This window comes from Paenibacillus rhizoplanae (genome assembly GCF_042684125.1).
GTDB lineage: Bacteria > Bacillota > Bacilli > Paenibacillales > Paenibacillaceae > Paenibacillus_AQ > Paenibacillus_AQ rhizoplanae.
Genome location: NZ_JBHUKY010000018.1, coordinates 49,293 through 72,662 on the forward strand (window position 1 = coordinate 49,293; position 23,370 = coordinate 72,662).

The 23,370-nt window shown below is 53.7% G+C and carries 21 protein-coding genes; 14 read left to right on the plus strand and 7 right to left on the minus strand.

The genetic code is table 11. The features are described from left to right. Window positions 1-54: 54 nt before the first annotated feature. The 4 genes from ACFSX3_RS07485 to ACFSX3_RS07500 all read left to right on the plus strand — a co-directional run bounded on the left by ACFSX3_RS07485 (window position 55) and on the right by ACFSX3_RS07500 (window position 5,789). Entirely contained in the window at window positions 55-1,284 is a 1,230-nt protein-coding gene (locus ACFSX3_RS07485; RefSeq protein WP_209989571.1) for a glycosyl hydrolase family 8, read from the plus strand. A gap of 395 nt (window positions 1,285-1,679) precedes the next feature. Further along, a complete protein-coding gene (locus ACFSX3_RS07490) occupies window positions 1,680-2,690 on the plus strand; it encodes a 2-oxoacid:acceptor oxidoreductase family protein (RefSeq protein WP_209990189.1) in 1,011 nt (336 codons plus the stop codon). A gap of 26 nt (window positions 2,691-2,716) precedes the next feature. Continuing rightward, window positions 2,717-5,023: a thiamine pyrophosphate-dependent enzyme gene (locus tag ACFSX3_RS07495; RefSeq protein ID WP_209989573.1), complete on the plus strand. Its 2,307-nt coding sequence runs from the start codon at window positions 2,717-2,719 to the stop codon at window positions 5,021-5,023. A gap of 166 nt (window positions 5,024-5,189) precedes the next feature. Continuing rightward, entirely contained in the window at window positions 5,190-5,789 is a 600-nt protein-coding gene (locus tag ACFSX3_RS07500) for a DUF1349 domain-containing protein (protein WP_209989576.1), read from the plus strand. A gap of 428 nt (window positions 5,790-6,217) precedes the next feature. On the opposite strand, the gene ACFSX3_RS07505 is transcribed toward ACFSX3_RS07500, so the two are convergent. Beyond that, window positions 6,218-6,733, minus strand: a complete 516-nt coding sequence (locus ACFSX3_RS07505; RefSeq protein WP_209990192.1) for a MogA/MoaB family molybdenum cofactor biosynthesis protein — start codon at window positions 6,731-6,733, stop codon at window positions 6,218-6,220. 183 nt (window positions 6,734-6,916) lie between these two features. Between ACFSX3_RS07505 and ACFSX3_RS07510 the strand changes: the two genes are divergently transcribed. The 5 genes from ACFSX3_RS07510 (at window position 6,917) to ACFSX3_RS07530 (ending at window position 10,715) form a co-directional block, all read left to right on the plus strand. Then, window positions 6,917-7,915 carry a CobW family GTP-binding protein gene (locus tag ACFSX3_RS07510; protein ID WP_209989578.1) on the plus strand — a complete coding sequence of 333 codons (999 nt, stop codon included), beginning with the start codon at window positions 6,917-6,919 and terminating at the stop codon, window positions 7,913-7,915. Between the two features lie 94 nt (window positions 7,916-8,009). Then, window positions 8,010-8,357, plus strand: a complete 348-nt coding sequence (locus ACFSX3_RS07515; RefSeq protein WP_209989581.1) for a four-helix bundle copper-binding protein — start codon at window positions 8,010-8,012, stop codon at window positions 8,355-8,357. A gap of 149 nt (window positions 8,358-8,506) precedes the next feature. Next, the gene (locus ACFSX3_RS07520; protein WP_209989584.1) at window positions 8,507-9,508 is read left to right on the plus strand and encodes an ATP-binding cassette domain-containing protein; all 1,002 of its coding nucleotides are present in this window, start codon (window positions 8,507-8,509) and stop codon (window positions 9,506-9,508) included. Beyond that, window positions 9,505-10,215 (plus strand): hypothetical protein, encoded by a 711-nt coding sequence (locus ACFSX3_RS07525; RefSeq protein ID WP_209989585.1) that lies wholly within the window; start codon window positions 9,505-9,507, stop codon window positions 10,213-10,215. Before ACFSX3_RS07520 ends, ACFSX3_RS07525 begins: the two co-directional genes overlap by 4 nt. A gap of 35 nt (window positions 10,216-10,250) precedes the next feature. Then, window positions 10,251-10,715, plus strand: a complete 465-nt coding sequence (locus ACFSX3_RS07530) for a hypothetical protein (protein WP_209989588.1) — start codon at window positions 10,251-10,253, stop codon at window positions 10,713-10,715. 150 nt (window positions 10,716-10,865) lie between these two features. Here the strand turns inward: ACFSX3_RS07530 and ACFSX3_RS07535 are convergent, their stop codons facing one another. The 3 genes from ACFSX3_RS07535 to ACFSX3_RS07545 form a co-directional block, all read right to left on the minus strand. Next, complete coding sequence (locus ACFSX3_RS07535) at window positions 10,866-12,200, minus strand: DNA glycosylase AlkZ-like family protein (RefSeq protein ID WP_379256429.1); 1,335 nt, start codon at window positions 12,198-12,200, stop codon at window positions 10,866-10,868. Between the two features lie 110 nt (window positions 12,201-12,310). Beyond that, window positions 12,311-14,404, minus strand: coding sequence for an ABC transporter ATP-binding protein (locus ACFSX3_RS07540; RefSeq protein WP_379312773.1), 2,094 nt, complete (start codon window positions 14,402-14,404; stop codon window positions 12,311-12,313). Between the two features lie 22 nt (window positions 14,405-14,426). Next, entirely contained in the window at window positions 14,427-16,175 is a 1,749-nt protein-coding gene (locus ACFSX3_RS07545) for an ABC transporter ATP-binding protein (RefSeq protein ID WP_209989591.1), read from the minus strand. Window positions 16,176-16,693: 518 nt separating this feature from the next. Here ACFSX3_RS07545 and ACFSX3_RS07550 point away from each other — a divergent pair. Further along, window positions 16,694-16,996, plus strand: coding sequence for a HesB/YadR/YfhF family protein (locus tag ACFSX3_RS07550; protein WP_209989595.1), 303 nt, complete (start codon window positions 16,694-16,696; stop codon window positions 16,994-16,996). A 137-nt stretch (window positions 16,997-17,133) separates the two neighbouring features. Here the strand turns inward: ACFSX3_RS07550 and ACFSX3_RS07555 are convergent, their stop codons facing one another. Further along, complete coding sequence (locus tag ACFSX3_RS07555; RefSeq protein WP_036724586.1) at window positions 17,134-17,649, minus strand: hypothetical protein; 516 nt, start codon at window positions 17,647-17,649, stop codon at window positions 17,134-17,136. A 119-nt stretch (window positions 17,650-17,768) separates the two neighbouring features. On the opposite strand from ACFSX3_RS07555, the gene ACFSX3_RS07560 reads away from it, so the two are divergent. Next, window positions 17,769-19,517, plus strand: a complete 1,749-nt coding sequence (locus ACFSX3_RS07560; RefSeq protein WP_379256430.1) for an ABC transporter ATP-binding protein — start codon at window positions 17,769-17,771, stop codon at window positions 19,515-19,517. 104 nt (window positions 19,518-19,621) lie between these two features. On the opposite strand, the gene ACFSX3_RS07565 is transcribed toward ACFSX3_RS07560, so the two are convergent. Next, window positions 19,622-20,065: a DUF441 domain-containing protein gene (locus ACFSX3_RS07565; protein WP_209989601.1), complete on the minus strand. Its 444-nt coding sequence runs from the start codon at window positions 20,063-20,065 to the stop codon at window positions 19,622-19,624. Between the two features lie 20 nt (window positions 20,066-20,085). After that, complete coding sequence (locus tag ACFSX3_RS07570; protein ID WP_209989604.1) at window positions 20,086-21,072, minus strand: YpdA family putative bacillithiol disulfide reductase; 987 nt, start codon at window positions 21,070-21,072, stop codon at window positions 20,086-20,088. Between the two features lie 200 nt (window positions 21,073-21,272). On the opposite strand from ACFSX3_RS07570, the gene ACFSX3_RS07575 reads away from it, so the two are divergent. The 3 genes from ACFSX3_RS07575 (at window position 21,273) to ACFSX3_RS07585 (ending at window position 23,276) form a co-directional block, all read left to right on the plus strand. Continuing rightward, entirely contained in the window at window positions 21,273-21,869 is a 597-nt protein-coding gene (locus tag ACFSX3_RS07575; RefSeq protein WP_209989607.1) for a DUF2087 domain-containing protein, read from the plus strand. A 120-nt stretch (window positions 21,870-21,989) separates the two neighbouring features. Further along, the gene (locus ACFSX3_RS07580; protein WP_209989610.1) at window positions 21,990-22,448 is read left to right on the plus strand and encodes a DUF3939 domain-containing protein; all 459 of its coding nucleotides are present in this window, start codon (window positions 21,990-21,992) and stop codon (window positions 22,446-22,448) included. 156 nt (window positions 22,449-22,604) lie between these two features. After that, window positions 22,605-23,276, plus strand: a complete 672-nt coding sequence (locus ACFSX3_RS07585) for an HAD family hydrolase (protein ID WP_209989614.1) — start codon at window positions 22,605-22,607, stop codon at window positions 23,274-23,276. The last annotated feature ends 94 nt before the right edge of the window (window positions 23,277-23,370 follow it).

Below are 23,370 nucleotides of genomic sequence, written 5' to 3' on the forward strand. Positions count from 1 at the left end.
TACAAGCAAATCTATACCGAATCAATCCACTAACTGTTGAGGAGTGAATGAGTTATGAACAAGCAAGGTAAGCGCAAGCTGCACTGGACAAGTCTGCTGCTTCTATGTTTGGCCGTCTTTATCCTGCCCGCCGGGTCTGCATTCGCCGCCGTGAACAAGCCGTTCCCGCAGCATACGACTTACACCAGCGGAACCATCAAGCCGAATCATGTAAGTCAAACTGCACTGGATAATGCGGTCAAGAGCAAATGGGATGCCTGGAAGGGGACGTACCTCAAGCCGGCCGGCACCGGAAAATACTATGTGAAGTATAACTCGAACGGGGAAACCGTATCTGAAGCGCAGGGCTACGGGATGCTGTTCACCGTCCTGCTGGCCGGCTATGACGGCAATGCGCAGACCTACTATAATGGACTATATAATTACTACACGGCACACCCCAGCTCCATTAATCCGTACCTGATGTCCTGGAAACAGAACAGCAGCTTCCAGAATGTCGAAGGCCAGAATTCGGCTACAGACGGCGACATGGATATTGCCTACTCCCTGCTGCTCGCCCACAAGCAATGGGGAAGCAGCGGAACCGTTAACTACTTGCAGGCTGCGACCAATATCATTAACGCCATCATGAATAATGATATCAATCAGTCCCAGTGGACAATCCGCCTCGGAGACTGGGCGAACAGCGGCTCCTATAACACAGCCACCCGCCCTTCGGATTTCATGGTGAATCACTTCAAAGCCTTCCAAGCCGCTACCGGGGATGCCCGCTGGCAGAATGTAACGAACAAGACCTACACCTTAATCAACAGCCTATATACCGGCTATAGCTCCACAACCGGTCTGCTTCCTGACTTCGTAGTCTACTCTAACAATACGTATAAGCCTGCTGCCGCGAATTTCCTGGAATCTCAGCGTGACGGGGATTACAACTATAATTCGTGCCGGGTTCCATGGCGGATCACCACCGATTATCTGCTCACCGGCGACAATCGCGCCTTATCCCAGCTGACCCAGCTCAACAGCTGGATCAAGACCAAGACAGGAGGCACGCCAGGCAATATTAAGGATGGCTACAAGCTGGACGGAACCACCTTTGGCAGCTACAACAGCGGCGCCTTTTACGGCCCCTTCGGTGTGGGCGCAATGACCTCATCCGCGAACCAGAGCTGGCTGAACTCCCTCTGGAGCCATACGGCTGACAGCGCGGCAGAGAACTATTATGAAGACAGCCTCAAGCTGTTCTCGATGATTGTCATGTCAGGCAACTGGTGGGCCTACTAAGCAGGAATAGTAATGAAGACGAAACTCCTTCCTTCAACGGACAGGAGTTTCTTTCTTTTGGCAGCAGGCACCTGTGATATATATCATTATTTCTGTGATATTTTTAACATCTTAATTTTTAATTTTATTGCTAAATTAAGGATGACATCTCATCCACAGTTTGCTTGGGAAAGTGCGGAATTACACAGAATTTTCACATTTTGTCGTTTTCATGGAAGCTTTCCTTCTATTGAAATAACACCGCACTGTCGCGTATAAAGAAATCTGCATAAATCTATAAAGAACTGTGATTCCCTGAGCGTGGAAAATGCAAGATATGTCACTTCGCGGCTTGCAAAATCAAGTTACAATCGTTGAAAAAGTCAAAAGGATGTACTAAGAAAGGGGTTATGTCGGTGGTACAATTGCCAATAGTAAATGAGCTGGGATTCTTTGAGATTCGTCTGGAATCCATTGGAGGCCTGGGCGCGAACCTGGCAGGTAAAATGCTGGCGGAAGCAGGAGTGGTCGGCGCAGGTCTGAACGGCGTCAGCTTCTCATCGTACGGTTCGGAGAAGAAGGGGTCTGCGGTTAAGGCTCATATCCGCTTCTGTGATATGGATACCCATATCCGCGATACTTCACCGGTCGAGCGTCCGCATGTTGTCGGCGTATTTCACGAAGCACTTGCCAAGACCGTTAATGTAACCAGCGGAATTCATGAACACAGCACCGTTCTTGTGAACTCGGCCAAGACGCCGGAAGAACTCAGAGAACTGCTGAAGATGAAGGCCGGCACGATTGCAGTGATCGATGCTACCAGCATCGCACTCAAGGAGAAGAACCGCGTCAATATGGCTATGCTGGGGGCACTATTCCGGCTCTGCCCGTTCCTCGATACGGATATTATGAAGGGCGTCATTGAGAAGTCCCTCGGCAAAAAATATCCGCAGGCCGTCCAGTCGGCCATCACGACCTTCGAGCGCGGCTACAATGAAGTGAAATTCATGCAGTTCGAGCTGGCTGCCGGCGACCGTATGCCGGAATATGTCCGTTCCGATATCTCGGCTCTTGGTTACGAGACTCAGCCGATGGGCGGTACGATCACCAACCCGGGCAGCAGCTTCCTGAAGAATCTCAGCATCTCCCGTTCCGGTATGCTTCCGGCATTTGAGATCGAGTCCTGTATCAACTGCGCACAGTGTGACACGGTATGTCCTGACCAATGCTTCGTGTGGGAAGAGCGCCTGGACCGCAAGGGCCGTTCGCAGATGTTCCTGCTCGGTATTGACTACCAGTACTGTAAAGGCTGCCTGAAATGCATCGGTGCCTGCCCGACCTCGGCATTATCCAGCATGAGGGAGAAGGAAGGCTATGCGGACAGCCATGCCGTGAAGCATCAGTTCGATCTGGTAACTCCAGTCTAAAACCCGGAAGAAAGGTGGAATACATTGTGGCTATTGATTATGAAAAAGAACTAGGCTCAGCCAAGGTAGAGCAGAAATTCCTATACGAGTCCGGCAATGAAATGGCGGCCTATGCCGCGCATCAGATTAACTATCATGTCATGGGTTATTTCCCGATCTCCCCATCGACTGAGGTGGCCCAGTTCCTCGATACGATGAAAGCCAGCGGCCAGCACGATATTATGCTGGTACCGTCCGACGGCGAGCATAGCTCCGCAGGGATCTGTTACGGCGCTTCGACGGCAGGCGGCCGTGTGTTCAACGCAACCAGCGCTCAAGGTTATATGTTCATGTTGGAGCAATTGCCTGTACAAGCAGGTACGCGGATGCCAATGGTCATGAATCTGGTTTGCCGTTCAATCTCAGGACCGCTGAATATTCACGGAGACCACTCGGATCTGTATTTTGCCCTGAACACCGGCTGGCCGATCCTGATGTGCCGTGATCCGCAGTCGGTCTATGATATGAACCTGATGGCCCTGAAGCTGGCGGAACACGCCAAAGTCCGGCTACCGGTGATGGTGGCCTCTGACGGTTACTTCACTTCGCACCAGAAGCGCCGGGTACAGGCTTTTGCCCACCGTGAGGATGTACACAAGTTCGTGGGCGAACAACCGCCTGCAGGCTTCACCGATACCCTGGACCGTAATAATCCGGTTACTGTGGGACCTTACATGAATGAACCGGATTATATCAACAACCGTTATCAGCAATCTGTTGCAATGTATAACGCCGGTGAAGTGTTCGAAGAGATCGCGCAGGAATTCGCGGTGCTTACCGGACGCCATTATGAGATGATCGAACAGTACCGGATGGAGGATGCCGATGTCGCTGTCTTCCTGATGAACTCCGCTTCGGAGATCATTAAGGATGTAGTCGATCAGCTCCGTGACCAGGGAATCAAGGCAGGAGCGATCTCCCCGAACATGATTCGCCCGTTCCCGCAGAAGCAGATTGCCGAAGCGCTGAAGAATGTCAAAGCCATTACTGTAGGTGACCGTGCCGATTCGGTTGGCGGACACGGCGGTAACATGGTGAACGAGATTAAGGCGGCACTGTTCACTTACGGCAACACAACGACTAAGGTGATTAGCCGGATCTACGGACTGGGCGGTAAAGACTTCTATGCCGAAGACGGACACCACTTCTTCCAGCTCGCTATGGACGCAGTAATAGCTGACCGTGTTGAGATTCCGTTTGATTACTATGGCCACAATCCGGGAGCGCTGGAGAATGCGCCGAAGCGCCTTTTGAAGCCGATGGACTTTGATAAGCTGAAGACCGGCCTGATTACGGTAACCCAGAATGAAGAGACCGGCAAGCTGAGTGTACGGGTTCCGCCGGTCCGCTCGCTGATGAAGAAGCCAAGACGTTTGTCTCCAGGGCACGGCGCATGTCCGGGCTGCGGGATTTTCTCCGGGCTGGAGCTGTTCTTCAAAGGGATCGAAGGCGATATCGTAGCGCTCTACCACACCGGCTGCGCGATGGTAACGACTACCGGCTATCCGTATTCCTCCCATAAATCGACGTTCATCCACAATCTGTTCCAGAACGGTGCAGCTACGCTGTCCGGTGTGGTTGAGATGTTCTGGGAACGTAAACGCCGCGGCGAGCTTGACGGGCTGGGGCTGAAGGAAGACTTCACGTTCGTTATGGTTACTGGCGACGGCGGGATGGATATTGGTATGGGACCAGCCATCGGAGCAGCACTGCGCGGCCACAAGATGATCATCGTGGAATATGATAATGAAGGATACATGAATACAGGTGCACAGCAGTCCTATTCGACACCGCTGGGACACCGGACTTCCACTTCAAGCATCGGCAAAACCCAGCAGGGCAAGCTGACCCAGCATAAGGATACCGCGCAGATTATGGCGGCTACCAACATTCCTTATGTATTCACTGGCTGTGAAGCTTATCCGCAGGATATGCTGAAGAAGGCGGCAAAGGCCCAGTGGTACGCGCAAAATGAAGGTCTGGTCTACGGCAAGATTCTCATTGCCTGTCCGCTGAACTGGATGAGCGAAGACAAGGACGGCACAGATATCGTGTCCCTGGCTGTCGAATCCTGCTTCTTCCCGCTCTACGAAGTAGAGCAGGGGATTACTAGTATCACCTACAATCCGGAAGACAAGGACAAACGGATCGAAGTATCCGCCTGGCTGAAGACAATGGGCAAGACCCGTCACCTGCTGAAGCCGGAGAACGAGCCGGCCCTGCGCAGCTTCGAGGGTGAAGTGCAACGCCGCTGGAGCCGTCTCAAGGCGAAACATGAGCATCCGGATCTATAAGGCTTAACCTGACATCATTATAGTAACAATCGTAGCTATCCGCCCGGCAGAGATTCTCTGCCGGGCTATTTTAATCCCCACAACAGCCATCCGGGCAAGCTGACAAGGATTGGGATATGGTATACTTAGCTGTGATGAGCAAACGGCAAGGAGAGGTGAGCCTGTAATGAGATTCATAGAATGGCAGGATGGAGTATGGAGTAATAAACCGGTATCAAGCGGGAACGCGAACGGCCAATTTGTGGTCGAAGCGGCGGAGGCCAGCGATTACTGGCAAAAGACGATGTACGGCTTCCAGCATGACAACGGTCATGCGCTGCTTGCCCCCTGGGATAAGGCAGAGGCGGTAGAGATCAGCTTCGCGCTGGACGGGTTCACGGAGCTGTACGACCAGGCAGGCATTATGTTATGGCAGAGCGGTGAGCAATGGATCAAGGCGGGTATTGAGCTGAATGACGGTGTCCCGCATATCGGCGCAGTCGTGACTGACGGATATTCTGATTGGTCGTTGTCCCCTGTTCCCGAGTGGAAGGGGGAAGTGATTACCCTCCGGGCTTCGCGGATGAAGGATGCGGTAATTCTCAGAGCACGAACAGAGAATCATCCCTGGCGGACCATCCGCGTTGCCCGGTTCCCGTATGAGACGGGCAGCCAAGCGGGACCGTTCCTGTGTGCTCCAACGCGGGCCGGGTTTCAGGTCACCTTCACACGCTGGGCGGCTACAGTACCCGATGCAGACGTTCATACAGACCCGCCAATCGTATAGCCTCCCCGAAAAAGGCAAAACCGCCGCTGCGCGTATCCTTCACGCGCAGACGGCGGTTTTGCTTTTTGCAATAAACTATTATAGACCGGAGAGGCAGACTAGACTATCTTCTTCTGCTGCGCACCATTGCGGTAGGACCGCACATTTCATCCCGGACGGAACAAGTGTAGATATGGTGAGGGACCGGAACACAGTGGTGGCGTCTGACGACCTCGACATGGTGGACCACCTGGACCACCTGGGGATGATAGTAATCTTCATATACAACCTGTGTGGGATCTGTAACCGTTTCAGTAGGACACTTCGGACAATTTCTCATTACACTCAGCTCCTTCGCAGTGGACTTATGCCAGTATACGCGTTATGCAGGAGCCTGCTTGTTCATTCGTCTATTTTTCGGCAAAATAGGTGTCCGTCCATGCTTCGCTTCAGGAACGCTTGTAGATCTCGCGCATGACATGCCGCAGCTCGGGCAGGATCAGCCGTTCCATGGCCAGCTTGATCGCACCGGGGGAGCCGGGCATGGAGAAGACGGCAGTACTGCCGATCGTCCCGGCAATGGCCCGGCTGAGCATAGCGGCAGAGCCGATATCTTCGGTGAAGCTGAGCAGCCGGAAAATCTCCCCAAAGCCCGGCAGCGACTTATCCAGCAGGGAGGCTACGGCCTCACAGGTGGTGTCACGGGGGGAAATGCCGGTCCCTCCGGTCAGAAGCACAGCTTCGATGCCGGAATGGACGGAGCTTTTGTAGACCAGTTCCCGGATATCCTCATAATCATCCTTGACGATGGTACGGCCGGTTACGGTATAACCGGCGGCTTCCAGCAGACTCTGGATCAGCGGCCCTCCGGTGTCCGTATCCACGGTCCGGGTATCCGAGACCGTTATGATGTAGCAAGCGACTGAATCCGGGGCTTCGCTCCGGTGTTCTTGGGCGGATGATATACGAACCAGCTCCTTTAGGTATCTGATGTGCAGCTTATATTTCCCATGATAGGCCAAGGCAGCGGCAATAACAAGCTCCGGGGGAAGCTGTTGTAAGCTTCAATAGGCAATGCCGCCTTGCACAGAAGCGGTCATTGTAGTACACTCGCTACCATAACCGATTGAGGCAGGGAGAGAGTAAACTTGGAACAGTCATTACCAGTATATATCTTGTCGGGATTTCTCGGCAGCGGCAAGACCACGTTACTGCAGCGTCTGCTGGATCATTGGAATCTTCAGGGCCTGCGGCCGGCCGTAATTATGAACGAGCTGGGTGAAGTGAATCTGGACGGCCTGCTGGTCGAGCAGTCTGTGCCGATGGCAGAGCTGCTGGGTGGTTGTATCTGCTGTACGAGCCGCGGGGATTTAAGCACCGAGCTGACCACACTGGTCAAAAAAGAATCGCCGGATGTAGTCATCATTGAGGCCACTGGCGCCGCCAATCCGCTCGAAATTGTAGATGCCGTTACGGAGACTTCACTGTATCAGCAAGTGGAGCTGAAGGGGCTGATTACTGTCGTTGATGCCGCCCATCTTCTGGAGCTGTACCGCTCTCAGCAAGGGGCTACCTACCGTCTGATGCAAGAGCAGATCCGCTGTGCATCCGTCCTCATCCTGAACAAGACAGACCGGATTCAAGCCGCAGAGATTGCAGAGATCTCGGAGGTGCTGCGCAAGTGGAATGCCTACGCGGAGATTCTGCCGGCAGTGCGCTGTGAACTGGAGCCGGAAGTGCTGCTCGGCAGTGTGGGAGCCGTTCATATGGAAGACCGTCCCGCCGGGGAAGCGGGGGACAACGGAGCTGAGGGAGCGATGCACTCCTCGCATGATCATGTGATGGCCTACACGCATTATTTCCAGAATCCTGTGAACAGCGAGGAATTCGAGCGGTTTGTGAAGGAGCTGCCGCGCGATGTGTACCGGGCCAAGGGGATTGTAACTTTTACCGATACCTCCAGCCGTTTTTTGTTTCAGTACGCCTACAGGGAAGCGGATTTCATGAAAATTACGCCCCAGGGCGAGGTGCCGGATGTGGCTGTATTCATCGGGGAGCACTTCTCGTCCGGTGAGCTTCGCACGGGGCTGCTGCGGCTGGAGAAACGCCTGTTAACCAGACCGGCGGCGGTCAAAAGAAGCCTGTAGCTGAACGCTGCGGCTCCTCGCGAATGGTTCGTTCTTATTCTTGCAGGTTAATACATTGGCATACCCTATAATAATTGCAGGAGGTTGTAAGGTTATGACCCGAATTCAATATCAGGAATGCATTAGTGCTTTGATTAAATGTATGGACGCCTGTAACTATAGCTATGTCTCAAGCCTGAAAGAATATGATCTTGCCGATCTGCGGGAGAGTATCCAGCTGGACCGTGAATGCGCAGACATCTGCTCCTTCGCCATCCAGGCGATGACCCGCCGCAGCCCGTTTGTAGCGGAAATTCTCACTTTATGTGCTGACATCTGTGACCGCTGTGCGGATACAAGCAGCCGGCATAAGCATAACCATTGTCAGGATTGTATTGATACCTGCCGTAACGCAGCCGAGGCCTGCAGAAGGGTCAGTGAAGCTGTTGAAGTCTACGCCTGACCTAACCTTTTAGGATGTCCATATACTGAATCTGAACCTTAACACAAACCAGGACGGCTGCGGATTCATTCTGCACGATTCTGGTTTTTTCGATGTGTAATTCATGATTTGGCAGAATTAAAAAAAGGAGAATAAAGGCATTCCGGCGAATGTTACATAAGAGAATAACCAGGCTGCTGTTCGGTGCGGCCCATAGGCATGCACTAGTTGAAGGAGGCCTGGAAGCCACGAATGCATCACCGCTAATTACACTTACCCAGGGGAGCAAGCAGTATGGGGGCCGTGCGGTTCTGACTGAGATATCGATGACAGTCCTTCCCGGCACAGGTACGGCTCTGATCGGCCGCAACGGGTCTGGCAAGAGTACGCTGCTGTCCATACTCGCGGGACTGCTGAAGCTGTCCTCAGGTGTTCTAACCTGTGACCGTCGGAGGCTGATCACGGGCTATGCACCTGAAGCGTTTCCCGGCTTGAAGCTGACGGCCGAAGACTATCTGCGCTGCATGAGCCGGATTGCCGGACTCTCCGAGGCGGCTTCAGCGTCCCGGATAAGCGAACTTTTGCAGTTATTCAGTCTCGAATCCTCCCATAACCGCAAGCTTGCAGGCTTTTCCAAGGGAATGCTACAGAAGGTTAATCTGATTCAGAGCCTGCTGACCCGGCCGCAGCTGTTGCTGCTTGACGAGCCTATGTCAGGCCTGGATCTGCCGGCACAAGCTAGGCTTATAGATGTGCTGCAGGAGCTGAAGGCAGAGGGGACGGCGCTCGTCTTGTCCGTTCATGAGCCGCAGATCATCGAAGCATTGGCAGATACAGTGTATGTATTACATGAAGGGCAGAACATCCGGACAATTCAAGGAGCGGAGAATCTGAAAAGTGCTCCAGTAGTGAATATCGTCTATACGGTATTGCCGGGACAAGCCCAGCAGGCTCTGGAGACCTTGCCGGGAGTCATTCATGTGGAGCCGTCGCCGGACTACGCCGGTACATCTTGTACAGGCTTGACTGTCGATCAGAAGATGTCAGATACTTGCCTGCAGCAGATTCTTACAGCAGGCGGTTCCATAGTTTCAGTGAGGCATCTCGGAGGATTAAACGACCTGACGGAGTGGATGGACCCCAAGGATCAGATCGGGAGTGGACGCGGATGAAGGGGCTAATTCGTTATTTTCTGCACAGTTATACGGTCTCCCAGCGCTTCTTCGGACCGGTTGCCGGCATTATTATAGCAGTATTAATCCTGTATTCCTATAAGCCTAACCCGGTCATGAGCAGCTACTCGGCAACGGCGGTCTTTCTATTCATTGCCTGTGCGTGGCTCGGTCTAAGCTTCCTTAACCATGAGCAGGCGGTGCAGAAGCAGGTGGTTATCGTCCAGCTCCGCAGTGCCCGCCGCTACAGTATGGGCGGTCTGCTTACAATGGTCCTGCTTACGCTGCTGCTGGATGTCGTTATTGTGATCTATCCCGTGCTTTCCGGAAGCTTCCAAGAACCTGCCGGACTTCAGCGGATCTTGCTTGCTTTGGCCGGACATGCGCTCATGGGGTTATTAGGGATCACTCTCTCGCTGTACCTGCAATCCTCGTGGGTACCTAGAGCTAGTTATGCCGCCGGAATGATGCTGATCCTCCTCATTTTATCTATTAGCGCCGGTAAAGTGGCTGAAGTAGTGCCTGGACCGATGGTGTCCATTCTCCTGCCGCCGGTATTTCCGGTCATGGACCGAATGATGAACGCAGAGACTCTGCCGGTGTCCTCCGTGCTAGGAGCCTATGCCCACGCGTTGGCGTACATAATATTGCTTGCCGGATTCTACATTTACCGTTCCGGCCGCATGGACTATAACAAAACAATATAAACTCAAATATGATCAGATTAAGGATGGGAGGAACGATGAAGGATACACAACTACCGGAGAGTGAACAATCCAAAGAGCTATTTGCTTATTTCGGGCTGGCTGTGTACTATTGCCAGGCGCTGGAGCAGCAATTGACGAATCTGCTGCTGCTGACGAAGCTGTCGCAGGGCAAGACTCCAACTGATGCCGAAATCGCAGAGTTGTATCAACGCAAGCTTAGCAATTCACTCGGCCAACTCATCAAAGAAATCCAGCATCACTTCCCCTTCTCTGAGGAAGAGACCAGTCAATTGCAGGCCGTATGGAAGGAACGCAATCATATTGTCCATGATTACTTCAAGGAACGGATTCAAGAGACCTTCACCCCAGCCGGCCGGGCCCATATGATCCGTGAACTGAAACGGTTCAAGAACAAGGCAAGCCGTCTGGAGATTAAGCTGCAGGGCTATTGTACAGAGATGTACAGCAAGCTGGGCCTTGAGGAAGAGCATATTCAATAAGGCATCCTCACGGATTATAAAACATTACAAGAAGACTCCCTTTAACGCAGCACAAGCTGCGTCAGAGGGAGGCTTCTTTGGAAATATCAGTATTTATAGGCATCTTCACATGATAACGTCCTCCGCCCGCAGGGGTAACAGATGATTGGATTAATTTGTCTTTAAGGAAGTAGCAGACAGCGCCTCCTCCAGCTCCTGCAGCCCGCAGGAGTGGACGATATCCGGTGCGAAGCGGATCGCGGTGGCCCCGGTCGAGCGTTGCAGCGAGGAGAAGGCCCCGGTGAGCGCGGGGAGCATGGAGCGTTCAAGCGTCTCTCCGGTCTCCCACCACCAGCGGACGATGGTCAGTACGCCGGTCCTCTTGTTCATCACCGGCTCCAGCCGACCGATGAAGCGGTCGCCGTAGAGAAGGGGGAGGACATAGTACCCGTATTCCCGTTCAAGCACAGGCTTGTAGACCTCCCAGCGGTATTGAAAGCCGAACAGCTGAAGGATCAGCTCTCTGTCCCAGAGCAGATTGTCCAGCGGAGCCAGTGCCGCCGCGAAGGAGGCCGCTCCTTCAGCATGACCGGCCCCACCCTCATTACTAGCCTGAGGCCCTGCTGCTGATTCAGTTGCACCCGCAGAGTCATCCTGAAGCAATACAGCTTCAAGCTCAGGGACGTCTGCTGTGCGGATGTATAGCGGGAGCTTCAGGCCTTCCACCTGTACCTCGCGGAGCAGGTCCTTCTGCAGCAGCCGCTGCACGGCCGCAGTCCGCTCCTTACTCTTCAAGCCTGAGATGCCAAGCCAGCCGTCCCCGGACCGGTTCCATTGCAGGCCGATGCTGCCAATCCGGCGCAGCACATACCAATCGTGATGCTGCTCTAGCGTCTCGTTAGGATCGCTTGCGCTTAGCAGTTCAGGAGACAGCAGCTTGGCCGTATAGTCGTAGTAACGGCGGGTATGCACCCGGTGATGAATGGATAGCTCTCCCCAGAAGTACATGCTCTCCATAGCAGCGCGGGAGAGTCTTGCCGGAGCCCAGGACCAGTCGATCTTCTCTTTGCTCGCAAGGTTCAGCGAAGAGAGTGGCCCGCGTGCATCCAGCTCGCCCCGCACTTGGGTAATCATGGCCGCCATGGCCTCATTGTGCTGATGCCTGGCGGCAGCTTCCCGGCGCCGCTGGAAATACGGCCAGTCCTCTGTGCAGTAGATCGACATGTTCTTATCCCAGCCGTCAATCAGCAGTCGGTCCTTATACAGCAGCTCATTTGCCATCTCGGGCACGAAGCCGGGGATTCTCGCCTGAAGCACCAGCTCGTGGTTATGTCCGGCTATGCTGAGCGGATCATACTGGATACAGCCTACATGCCGGACGAAGTCATAGATGCTCTGCTTCCCGCCGGGCAATCCGTCCGAGACAAGCCGCTGATGGCGCAGCAGGAACAGCCGGGCTTGCCGCTTGCTAAGACTGTAGGATATCATTATCTTCACCTCATCCATAATATGTATTGCTCCATTATACAGAACAAATGTTCTGATATCAAGTGAAAAACACCCCCTGATGCCTTTCTGCGTCAGGGGGTGTCTTATTGCAATGTATGATAGGTGGATTAGTTCTGTTCCAGCGATGGCCGGAGTCCGGCGGCAGAAGCAAGGCCCCCGGATAGAGGAGCCGGCTCGCCTGAGCCGTTCCCGGCACCCGCACCAAGCTGAAGCTGATACATGCGGAAGTATCTGCCGCCCTGCGCCATCAGCTCATCATGGCTGCCGCGTTCGACAATCTGGCCCCGGTGCAGCACCAGAATCTGGTCCGCACTGCGGATGGTCGACAGCCGGTGGGCGATGATGAAGGTGGTCCGGCCTTTTTTCAGCACCTCCAGCGCCTGCTGGATAATGCTCTCGGTCTCGGTATCGATGTTGGACGTTGCTTCATCCAGAATCAGGATCGCCGGATCGAAGGATAACGCTCTGGCGAAGGAGATCAGCTGCCGCTGTCCGGCGGACAGGGTGCTGCCCTTCTCAATGACCGGTTCATCGAAGCCTTGCGGCAGATGGGCCAGCAGTTTATCGGCCCCTACCTCACGCAAGGCACGTTCGACACGCTCTCTAGAGATCCGTTCGTCACCCAGACTGACATTGGAGGCAATGGTACCGGTGAAGAGGTACGGGTCCTGAAGCACGATACCCATATGACTGCGCAGCCATTGCTTCGGCAGATCCTTGACCTTTTGCCCGTCGATCGTTATGCTTCCTTGCTGCGGATCATAGAAGCGGAACAGCAGGTTGATGATGGAGCTTTTACCGGAGCCGGTGTGGCCCACAAGGGCGACGGTCTCGCCCGAACGTGCCTCGAAGGAGATATCGCGCAGGACGAAGTCCTTTTTATAAGCAAAGGACACATCCTTGAATACGACATTTCCCTTGTAACGCGGCATCGATCCGTCAGTGACGGGTTCTCCCGGCTCATCCATCAGCGTGAACACGCGGCCTGCGGAGACCATTGAGCTGTCCAGATTCGCCAGCTGGTTGACCATGCCCGTAATCGGCTGGAACATCCGGCCCAGTACATCGACGAAGGCATACAGGACGCCCAGCGATACGAAGGTTGTACCGTCGAGACTACCGAAGCCGAAGTACCACAGCACCAGCACGAAGGAGAGGCTGCGCAGCGAGTTCACCAGGTTGTGGGAGGTGAAGGCGTTGAGGTTCAGCATTTTGTTCTGATATTTCAGATAGTCATCATTAAGTTGCTCGAATTCAGCACTACTCTGCTTCTGGCGGCGAAAAATCCGGATGATCGACATCCCTTGAATCGATTCGTTAATAATGGCATTAATCTCACTGAGCCGCGAGCGGATGATCGTGTTGTATTTGGTAGCGATTTTGCGGTACAGCACGATCCAGAGAATAATAATCGGCACGATGAACAAGCTGACCAGTCCCAGCTTCACATCGAGCAGGAAGAGGGCCACATAGACACCGGTGATATTGATGATTCCTGTAGCGAAGTTGGATAATACGGCAATGAACAGATCCTTGACCGCTTCCGTATCGTTGGTTACCCGGGAGACGACCTTACCGGCAGGCAGATTATCAAAGAAATAGACCGGCAGGCGCTGGATATGGGCATAGACATCGGTCCGCAGCTTGCGGATGACCTGATTGGCAGACGATTGCAGCCAGTAGGTTTTGCCGAACTCAGCAATAATAGAGATCACAAGGAACATGGCGTATAGAGCGACCAACTGATAGATTCCTGGAAGCTCCGGCTTGTAAAAGGAAAACAGATCATCGGCCGACAGCTTGACGGCCGGGTAGACTGTGGTCTGCTCGCCGTATTTGATCTGGAGCTTCCCGTCCGTGAAGCTGCGCTCGCCTTCGGCCTTCGGTACAGCCTCATTGATGAAGTAGAAGCTTCTGCCTGCCTGAAGCAGGCGGACTTCCTGGCCCTTGGCTTCGTCTGCGGCAAACCGGTCACTGCGTTTGTAATAAGTGTTGTTATATTCAGCAGCATCCTCCGGTGAGGCTGTCTGGAAATAAGGCTTCTCGATCGCAAGCAGATGATTGTCAATCATGCTTTTGGCGATAAAAGGCCCCGCCAGCTCAGCCGCTACTCCGATGGTTAGGAGCAGAAGGGCGGCGATGAAGGTCTTTTTGGCGGTCAGTGCATATTGCAGCAGACGTTTGCCTGTACTCTGTGTCAACGGTGACACCTCCTGTATGGGGTTATTCATTCGTCAGATTATTCTCGACCTGCTGACGGTCGAACTGCTCACGGTACCAGCCGCCCAGTTCCAGCAGCTCCTGGTGCGTACCCTGCTCTGTAATATGCCCGTCATCGAGGACAACGATCAGATCGGCATGCTCGATTGCCGAGAGGCGGTGGGTAGAGATGAGCGTGGTTTTGCCGCTGCGCTCCTCGCGGATGTTCTCGATGATCTTCGCTTCTGTCCGCGCGTCAACGGCAGAGAGGGCATCATCCAGAATCAAGATATCAGGATTTGAGATGAAGGCACGCGAGATCGAAACACGCTGCTTCTGTCCCCCGGAGAGGGAGACGCCGCGTTCGCCAACCATCGTATCCAGCCCGTCGGACAAGGTACCGAGGTCATTCTGGAAGGCAGCGGCGGTAATCGCCTGCATAATCCGCTCATCGCTGGCCCCCGAGTATCCGAACTGGATGTTCTCGCGTACCGATTTGGAGAAGAGGATCTGCTCCTGCGGCACGTAGCCCATCCAGCTATGAAGCTGGTCGAGGGCAATTTGGGTGATCGGCACACCGGAGATCAGAATCTCGCCTGTGCCGGCCGGATATTCATGTAGCAGCTGCTTCAGCAGCGTCGATTTGCCGCTGCCGGTCCGTCCGACTACGCCAAGCGTCTGGCCTTGGGAGAGGGATAAGCTGACTCCGCTGAGATTGTCGATGGTAGAGGTCGGATACCGGAAGGTTACATCCTTCAGCTCGATGGTGGCCGGCTGGGCTACCGGAACCGGATGAGGTACATCCTTGACATCAGGCTTCGCATTGAGGGTCTCGTTGATACGCTCCAGCGAGGCGCCGCCGCGCTGCATGATATTAATCAGCTCGCCGATGGCGAACATCGGCCACACGATCATCCCGAGATACATATTGAACGACACCAGATCGCCAAGCGTAATCTGATTGCGGAATACGAGATAGATGCCGTAGGTCAGGGCGATGATATAGCTGAGGCCCACGAACAAGCGGATCGTCGGCTCGAAGAAGGCATCGACCCGGGCAACCGCCATATTTTTGCGGTACACATCATCTGTAATGTCAGAGAAGCGCTTCTCATCGTGCCGCTCCTGTACATAAGCGCGGATGACGCGGATACCCGATACGGATTCCAGTACCTGGTCGTTCATGTCACCGAAGGCATCCTGTGCCAGACTGTAGCGGTCGTGAATCGCTTTGCCGTAGAAGACCATGGCTACCGCAATCATCGGAAGCGGAATCACGGCGGCCAGCGTCAGCTTCCAGCTGACCAGGAACCCCATGGCGAACAGGACAACCGTGAGATACACGGTGGAGTCGACAAGGGTGAGCATCCCGAAGCCCACGGTGGCGGAGACCGCACGGATATCATTGGTGGCGCGGGCCATCAGATCCCCGGTGCGGTTACGCTCGAAGAAGGCGGGGGTCATCGTCATGAGATGATTCATGAAGCGCGAGCGCAGCAGACGCTCCACCAGATTCGATCCCCCGAACAGCTTGTGCATCCATATGTAGGTGATCCAGTAAATGATCAGCAGCATAAGTAAGATCAGGCCAATGTATTTCATGAGTGAACCTGCAGTGATGGCACCGGTGACGATTTCGTCAATGGCGTTGCCCAGCAGGCGTGGAGGCAGGAGTTCTAACACACCTACCACAATAAGAAGGATGAGGCCTATAGTATAGCGCCTTTTTTCCCGGCGGAAGAACCAGCCGAGATTTCGGAGTACGGAGAACAAGGTAAATCCCTTCCTTTCGTGCTTGGAGTAATTACTAAGTTAGCTTGTTTAACGGAACATTCATGGACACTTCGCAGCAGATCGTAACCTCACAGCACGCGAAAAAGCGTACCATCCGAAAACGGATGATACGCCTGTAATTGCGGTTATCATGTCCACGGTGCTATAAGCAGCACAGAGACATGTGAGAGATACGTTTAGCCTGTTCTCATACGTTACGCGTCGTACGCATGATCTTCAGGAATTCTCCACTGCTCGGGCTGCTTCGGTATTCAGTTGGGTATAGTTTTTTACAATAGTGGCGAGGTATACCATATCCATGTTTAGCACCGAGATCACCCTTTCTTAATTTTGGTAATAACTTGAAGACGTTTCGTTATGTTCCGAGTTTATCATCACACTTTAAGAATTGTCAAATTTAATTTTGCGGAAGAGACGGCACCTTGGTGTAATACCGCTTCGATTTGGTGAATTGAAGTTTTTTGGGTATGATTGGGGTAGACGGGAGGAGTGGAGAGATGAACATAGTAATTAGTCCGGAAGCAGCTGCCTGGTTCAAAAGAGAGCTGAGCCTCCAGGAGGGTGCACATATCCGGTTGTTTCCCCGGTACAGCTCAGGCGGAGGCCTGCATCCCGGCTTCTCGCTGGGCATTGCCACCGAGCAGCCGGGACGTCCTGCTGTGCAGTTTGGGCAGGGAGGTCTGACCTTCTATATGGAAGAGCAGGATCTGTGGTATATGGAGGGGTACAATCTGTCCATTGTCTATTCGCAGGCGGAGGATGACATCGAATATAAGTATGAGCCTGTGCCGGTGGCATAAGGGGATAGCTGGAGTCCAAGGCAGATTTCTGGCACCCTGCCGGGAATGCTGAACAAGCCCTTGCCGTGAGGCAAGGGCTTTTCTTTAACCATACGCCCTGAGGTCCACCGAAGCTGCCCGCCGCTCAAGTGACAAGATCAGTGCGAGCTGCGGAAGGTTTCTTCCTCCATGGCGAACTCGAAATCATCAATGTCATATACCTGGACGGGAACACCGCCTTCGATGATGCGCTGGATCAGCTCGAACTGGTCGGTCAGAATCGGCACCTTCTCACGCTGGGACGCCAGCAGCAGCTCGGTCTCGATCGGATCGAACGCTTCTCCATAGGAGGCATTGTCGATGCTGTTGATGATGGTAATCTGCGCGTGTCCGCCGAGGAGGATACCGGAGCTTTTGGCCCAGGGGATATTCAGGCAGCGGTTGATCTTCTTGGCATTCAGCGGCTCCTCGAAATAGTTGATCAGCTCGCGGATTCTGAGTCTGACATGCTTGTCATCATCCGCCTGGCTCATCACCGGCTCATCGCTGTCCCGCAGCTCGTAAAGTTCCATGATTGTGGTATAAGGGACTATATATTCTACAGGGCTCCGCGGGATGAGAAGCTGGCCGTAAATCGCCATCATGACGGCTTCCGTCACAAATTGTCTGGGCATCATTATCCTCCTGAATTTCGGTACTGCAACCGTAACTGTTTAAAAATAATAAAACACTGCAGCGCGCAAATGTCAACTGTACCCTGATGAAGAATGAATTGGAAAGGACCTGACACGCCGTGAAACCTTGGAAATCTTATTATACCTTTGTTCGGCCTTATATGAAATGGATTGTGCTCACTCTAATCATCGGGATGGTCAAATTCAGCATTCCGCTGACGCTGCCGATGATTTTGAAATATGTAGTCGATGAGCTGCTGGGTAATCCGGCACTGACGATAGCGGAGCGGGTCTCGAAGCTGATGACGGTGATATACGGGGGCCTGGTTCTGTTCGTGATTGTCCGCGGGCCGGTGGAGTATTACCGCCAGTATTTCGCTCAATTGATTACGAGCAAGGTCCTTTTCGATATGCGCAATAAGCTCTACGGGCATCTGCAGCGGCTGTCGCTGCGTTATTATCAGAATACGAAGGTGGGCGAGGCCATCTCCCGGTTCATCAACGATGTGGAGCAGTCGAAGAACCTGGTTGAGGTCGGAATGATGAACGTCTGGCTGGATATGTTCACTCTGCTCTTCGCCCTGGGCTTCATGCTCTATCTGAATCCGGTGCTGACGCTGGTGGCGATTGCGATTCTGCCGTTGTATGGCATTGCCGTCAATACGCTGTACAAGCGCCTCAAGGTGCTGACCAAAGACCGGTCGCAGGCTCTTGCCGTCATTCAGGGCTACCTGCATGAACGGATTCAGGGGATTGCGGTCATCCGCAGCTTCACGATGGAGCGGGTGGACCAGCAGCAGTTCGAGGAGATCAACGGCAAGTTTCTGCAAAAAGCGCTGGCGCAAACGCGGTGGAACGCCTTCACCTTCGCGATTATCAACACCTTGACCGATATTGCGCCGCTGCTCGTCATTGGATATGGGGGATACCAGGTGATCCAGGGCAACCTGACGCTTGGGACCTTCGTGGCCTTCTTCGGTTATCTGGACCGGATGTACGGGCCGCTGCGCCGCCTGATCAACTCCTCGACCGTGCTAACCCAGGCTTCGGCATCGCTTGAACGTGTGCTGGAGCTGCTGAATGAGCCGTATGATATTGTCGATGCTCCGGACGCGAAGCCGCTGCTGAAGGCAGCCGGAAAGATCGAATTCAACAACGTATGGTTCAAGTATAGCGACGAGCACGATTGGGTGCTGCGGGACATTAACCTGAGCATTGCTCCGGGCCAGACGGTGGCTTTTGTTGGGATGAGCGGAGGCGGCAAATCCTCGCTGATCAGCCTGATCCCGCGCTTTTACGATATCAGCGAAGGCAGCCTTCGTATGGATGGACACGATATTCGGGGGCTAACCCAGGAGAGTCTGCGGCGGACAGTGGGCATGGTGCTGCAGGATAATTTCCTGTTCAGCGGCTCGGTACGCGACAATATCCGGTTCGGCAACCCGGAGGCTGGTGAAGAGGAGGTAGTGAAGGCTGCGGTAGCCGCCAATGCCCACGACTTCATCATGCAGCTGCCGGAAGGCTATGATACTGAGGTGGGGGAGCGGGGCGTGAAGCTGTCCGGCGGACAGAAGCAACGCGTGGCGATCGCACGAGTGTTCCTGAAGGACCCCAAGGTGCTGATTCTGGACGAAGCAACCTCCGCGCTGGATCTGGAGTCCGAGCATCTGATCCAGCAGGCGTTACAGTCCCTCGCTTCCGAGCGGACGACGCTGATTGTGGCCCACCGGCTGTCTACGATTACCCACGCCGACCAAATCATTGTACTGGAGAACGGGGAAATCACCGAACGCGGTACCCATGAGGAGCTGATGGGACTTGCGGGGAGCTACGCCCGGCTGTTCAACGTTCAGCGGCTGGATGGGTAGCGCGGTTATACTATTCTTATTCAAATCAAATAGGTTGCAAGTCCACCCGATTGGGTGACTTGCAGCCTGTTTGGTCTTCCCTTGGTCTTGAAGTTGATAGGGGCTTACATCCGGCCAATCAGCAGCGACAGGATGCCGGCGGCAATCAGCGGTCCCACGGGAACGCCTTTGAACAGAGCCACGCCAAGGACAGTTCCGATGAGAAGTCCGGCGACGATGGTCGGCTGGCTGCCCATGAGCACGGCTCCGCGTCCGCCCAGGTAAGCGACCAGGATACCAACTCCGATGGCGGCCAGGGATTTCCAGTGCAGGAATGACTGTCCGATGGTCTGGAGGGAGATTTTCCCGCTAGCGAGCGGTGTCATGACCCCGATGGTCAGGATGATGATGCCGACGGTCAGCCCGTATTTCTCCAGCCAAGGAAAAGCCTGCTGAAGTCCCAGCACACGGATCAGCAGCAGCACGACCATGGCAATGGTAATCGGCGAGTTGCTGCTGACGACACCGAGCGCTGCCAGACCCAGCAGTAATAACGAGGTTATATCCATAGCTTGGATACACTCCTTCTCTAAGTAAGCCTTGTGCTCACAATATGATCGGCAATCAGCTTGCCGTGCCCCCGCCCGCTCTCGATGAATACCTCGTTGGCATTCCGTCCGGAAGCGATAACCCCGGCAACATAGATGCCCGGTATATTACTCTCCATGGTAGCGGGGTTAAAGGCTGGTTTATCCATAGAGTCATCCATCTGCACCCCGGCAGAGGTGAGCAGGGCTCTGCTGGGGCGGAAGCCGGTCATCGCCAGCACAAAGTCATTGTCCAGCTCGGTAGATTCCCCGTTCACGGACGAGGTTACCCGAACCGAGGCCGGTGTGATCTCCGTGACGCGCGATTCCAGATGCAGCGTTATGCTCCCCTTTTGCACCATACTCTCGAAGATCGGACGCACCCAAGGCTTGATATTGTCCGAGATACTGCTTCCCCGGTAGACCATATCCACCTTGGCGCCTACCCGCAGCAGCTCCAGCGCAGCGTCCACAGCTGAATTACTGCCCCCAATTACAGCTACCTTCATGCCGGAATAAGGATGTGCCTCGCCAAAATAATGCGTGACCTTCGGCAGCTCCTCCCCGGGAATCCCGATCAGGTTAGGCTGGTCAAAGTAACCGGTAGAGATGACTACGTTCGCTGCGCTACGTTGCTGCTCCTCGCCTCGCTTGTTGACCGTATGTACAACGAAGCTGCCATCCTCCTGCGGCAGAACGGACAAGGCTTCTTCATAAGCGGCAATCTCAAGCTGATGCTGCGCGGCCGCACGGCGGTAGTAGACTAGCGCCTCATGGCGGTAAGGCTTGTCATTCGGAGAGGTGAAGGGCACATCTCCGATCTCGAGCAGCGGGGTGGTGCTGAAGAACTGCATGTTGGTCGGATACAGGTAGATGGAGTGGACAATGAAGTTCTTTTCCACAATCAGGCTGGAGAGCCCTTGGCGCTGGCATTCGATGGCTGCAGATAGTCCGCAGGGACCGGCGCCGATTATAATAACGTCTAACATAATAGCTATGTCCTCCTAAGTTCGTATTCTATTCAGTAAATGGTACCTTATATTTTTATTTTTTGCCATGGCCGGTGAAATTCCGCAAACTGGGGATTGATCAGATGGAATGATGGGTATATAATTAGATATATATCTAAAGTATAAAATTGCAGTTCAAACAGACTGCCTTAAGAATATCCGTAGGAGCGTGGTCCCGCTTGCAATTAGACAAAATTGTCGCCTATCACAAAGCTTTATCCGACCCCACCCGGCTGCGCATTCTTCTGCTCCTGTCCCGGGGCGAAGTTCACGGTCATGCCCTGGCCGAGAAGCTGAATCTGTCACAGCCTACGGTGACCCACCATGCAGCCAAGCTGCGTGAAGCCGCTCTCATTCAGGAGCGCAGAGACAAGAACACTGTATACTTCAAGCTGAATCCCGAGTTTATCCAGTCAGGCTCCGAGGCCTCGCTGAAATTTATTTTTGCAAAGGGGGTGGAGGAGATGGAGGAAGTTTCGCCTGAACACAGTCTGAAGGAGTCGGTGCTCCGTAATTTTTTTGCCAAAGACGGACGCCTGCGCCAGATTCCTGCACAATACAAGAAGAAATTAATTGCGCTGCAATATATGGTGGAGAAGCTCGAACCAGGTGTGGTCTATTCGGAAAAAGAGATTAACGAGTTCATTAAGCCGTTCCATGAGGATTATGCCACAATCCGCCGCGAGTTCATTATGCACCAATTCATGTACCGGGAGAATGAGCGATATGAGCTGAACCCGCCCGAGCTCTGGACTCACTGGGAAAATGTCAAATAATGATCTAATAAATGGGGATTTTTTATGACAAGTGCGAAACTGCTGATTAATTGTTCAAATAACGAATAAAATGGTATTGTAAGCGTTATCTGACAAAAGCTTCGAAAGGAGACCTTCAGTATGATATTCAAACGTGCCAAAAAAAACTTGCAACCCAATCATCCCACCGTTACTTTGCCGCAGATCAAGCAGGCTGTAAGGCAATTTGAAGAAGATATGCCCGCGCCCATTAACCGTACCGCTCTGATTCAGGAAGATAAAAGTATTGACCTGATCCGGCTCAAACGATATTTAGGCGGAGTTCCGCAGCAGAAATTCTATATGTCCAGCGAGACCTTTGAGATTTTTGAAGAATCTGACAAGCTGGTGCCGTACTATCTCGACATGGTTCAATCAGCGGTAGACAATTATATCAGTGACACCGGCAAGCTGCCGCTGCTCGAAGACGCCTGGCTGCCTGAGGTTCATTACCGGCTGTTGTCCACCGAGCGTTATCTGAAGGAGACACCGCCGTTCCCGCTCTATATTACCGACGAGGAAATGATGCTGACGCACCGGGCAGAGCATTTTGAGTCCTGAAAGCGCAGGTACCTGATTCCCCCTATACAGGCCATTCTGACGAAGGAGAGGTTGTCCTTCCTGACGGAATGGTCTTTATTTTGCGACACGGAGCGTAGTACAATAAGCATCTGGTGCGTTGAACGCAGAAATGGACGACAGAAGGGGAGCGTATACATGAGAGAGGTACAAGCTTTGCTGTTTGATCTGGACAACACCCTGATGGACCGTGATCAGACCTTCCGCAGCTTCAGCACGAAGTTTGTGCAGGATCACCTGGGACATCTGAGCGAGGAGCAGGCTGCGCAGGTGGTCGAGGATATGATTATCAGGGATGCTGACGGATACCGGGATAAGGACGGGTTCTTCGCGGAGCTGAGCGAGGTTCTGCCTTGGGAGAAGGCGCTGACCGCTGCGGACATCCGGGCCTATTATGACGAGACCTATATCCGCCACGGGGCGATGATGAAGCATGCGGTGGAGACGCTGGAGTATTGCCTGGACCGCGGATATCCGCTGGGACTGGTCACGAACGGCGGCACAGATATTCAATATGGCAAAATCGATCTGCTCGGACTCCGCGGCTACTTCCGCACGATTGTCATTTCGGGCGAAGCCGGGATCAGCAAGCCTGATCCTGCGATCTACCGTTTAGCCCTGGAACGCCTGGGTTCCACGGCGGAAGAGACTATATTCATCGGGGATCATCCGGTGAATGATATCTGGGGGGCGGCGCAGAGCGGAATGGATACGATCTGGCTGAAGCGCAACCATGCCTGGGATGAATCGCTGAACGTGAAGCCGGTCGCGGTCATTCAGGAGCTGAATGAGCTGCGGGGGATTATTTGAGAAAGTTAAGGCCTGCTGCTTGACAAACGGCATCCGGGCCGTCTATTATAACAACATATTATTTCGGAAGGAGACGATGTCAAATGGCAGTTTA

Excerpts from the sequence above, each read along its gene's own strand:
- ACFSX3_RS07570 (WP_209989604.1), bottom strand. The coding sequence starts at position 21,072 with ATGTTAGACGTTATTATAATCGGCGCCGGTCCCTGCGGACTATCTGCA.
- ACFSX3_RS07580 (WP_209989610.1), top strand. The coding sequence starts at position 21,990 with ATGATATTCAAACGTGCCAAAAAAAACTTGCAACCCAATCATCCCACC.
- ACFSX3_RS07530 (WP_209989588.1), top strand. The coding sequence starts at position 10,251 with ATGAAGGATACACAACTACCGGAGAGTGAACAATCCAAAGAGCTATTT.
- ACFSX3_RS07585 (WP_209989614.1), top strand. The coding sequence starts at position 22,605 with ATGAGAGAGGTACAAGCTTTGCTGTTTGATCTGGACAACACCCTGATG.
- ACFSX3_RS07500 (WP_209989576.1), top strand. The coding sequence starts at position 5,190 with ATGAGATTCATAGAATGGCAGGATGGAGTATGGAGTAATAAACCGGTA.
- ACFSX3_RS07565 (WP_209989601.1), bottom strand. The coding sequence starts at position 20,065 with ATGGATATAACCTCGTTATTACTGCTGGGTCTGGCAGCGCTCGGTGTC.
- ACFSX3_RS07525 (WP_209989585.1), top strand. The coding sequence starts at position 9,505 with ATGAAGGGGCTAATTCGTTATTTTCTGCACAGTTATACGGTCTCCCAG.
- ACFSX3_RS07520 (WP_209989584.1), top strand. The coding sequence starts at position 8,507 with ATGTTACATAAGAGAATAACCAGGCTGCTGTTCGGTGCGGCCCATAGG.
- ACFSX3_RS07485 (WP_209989571.1), top strand. The coding sequence starts at position 55 with ATGAACAAGCAAGGTAAGCGCAAGCTGCACTGGACAAGTCTGCTGCTT.
- ACFSX3_RS07550 (WP_209989595.1), top strand. The coding sequence starts at position 16,694 with ATGAACATAGTAATTAGTCCGGAAGCAGCTGCCTGGTTCAAAAGAGAG.
- ACFSX3_RS07555 (WP_036724586.1), bottom strand. The coding sequence starts at position 17,649 with ATGCCCAGACAATTTGTGACGGAAGCCGTCATGATGGCGATTTACGGC.
- ACFSX3_RS07535 (WP_379256429.1), bottom strand. The coding sequence starts at position 12,200 with ATGGATGAGGTGAAGATAATGATATCCTACAGTCTTAGCAAGCGGCAA.
- ACFSX3_RS07515 (WP_209989581.1), top strand. The coding sequence starts at position 8,010 with ATGACCCGAATTCAATATCAGGAATGCATTAGTGCTTTGATTAAATGT.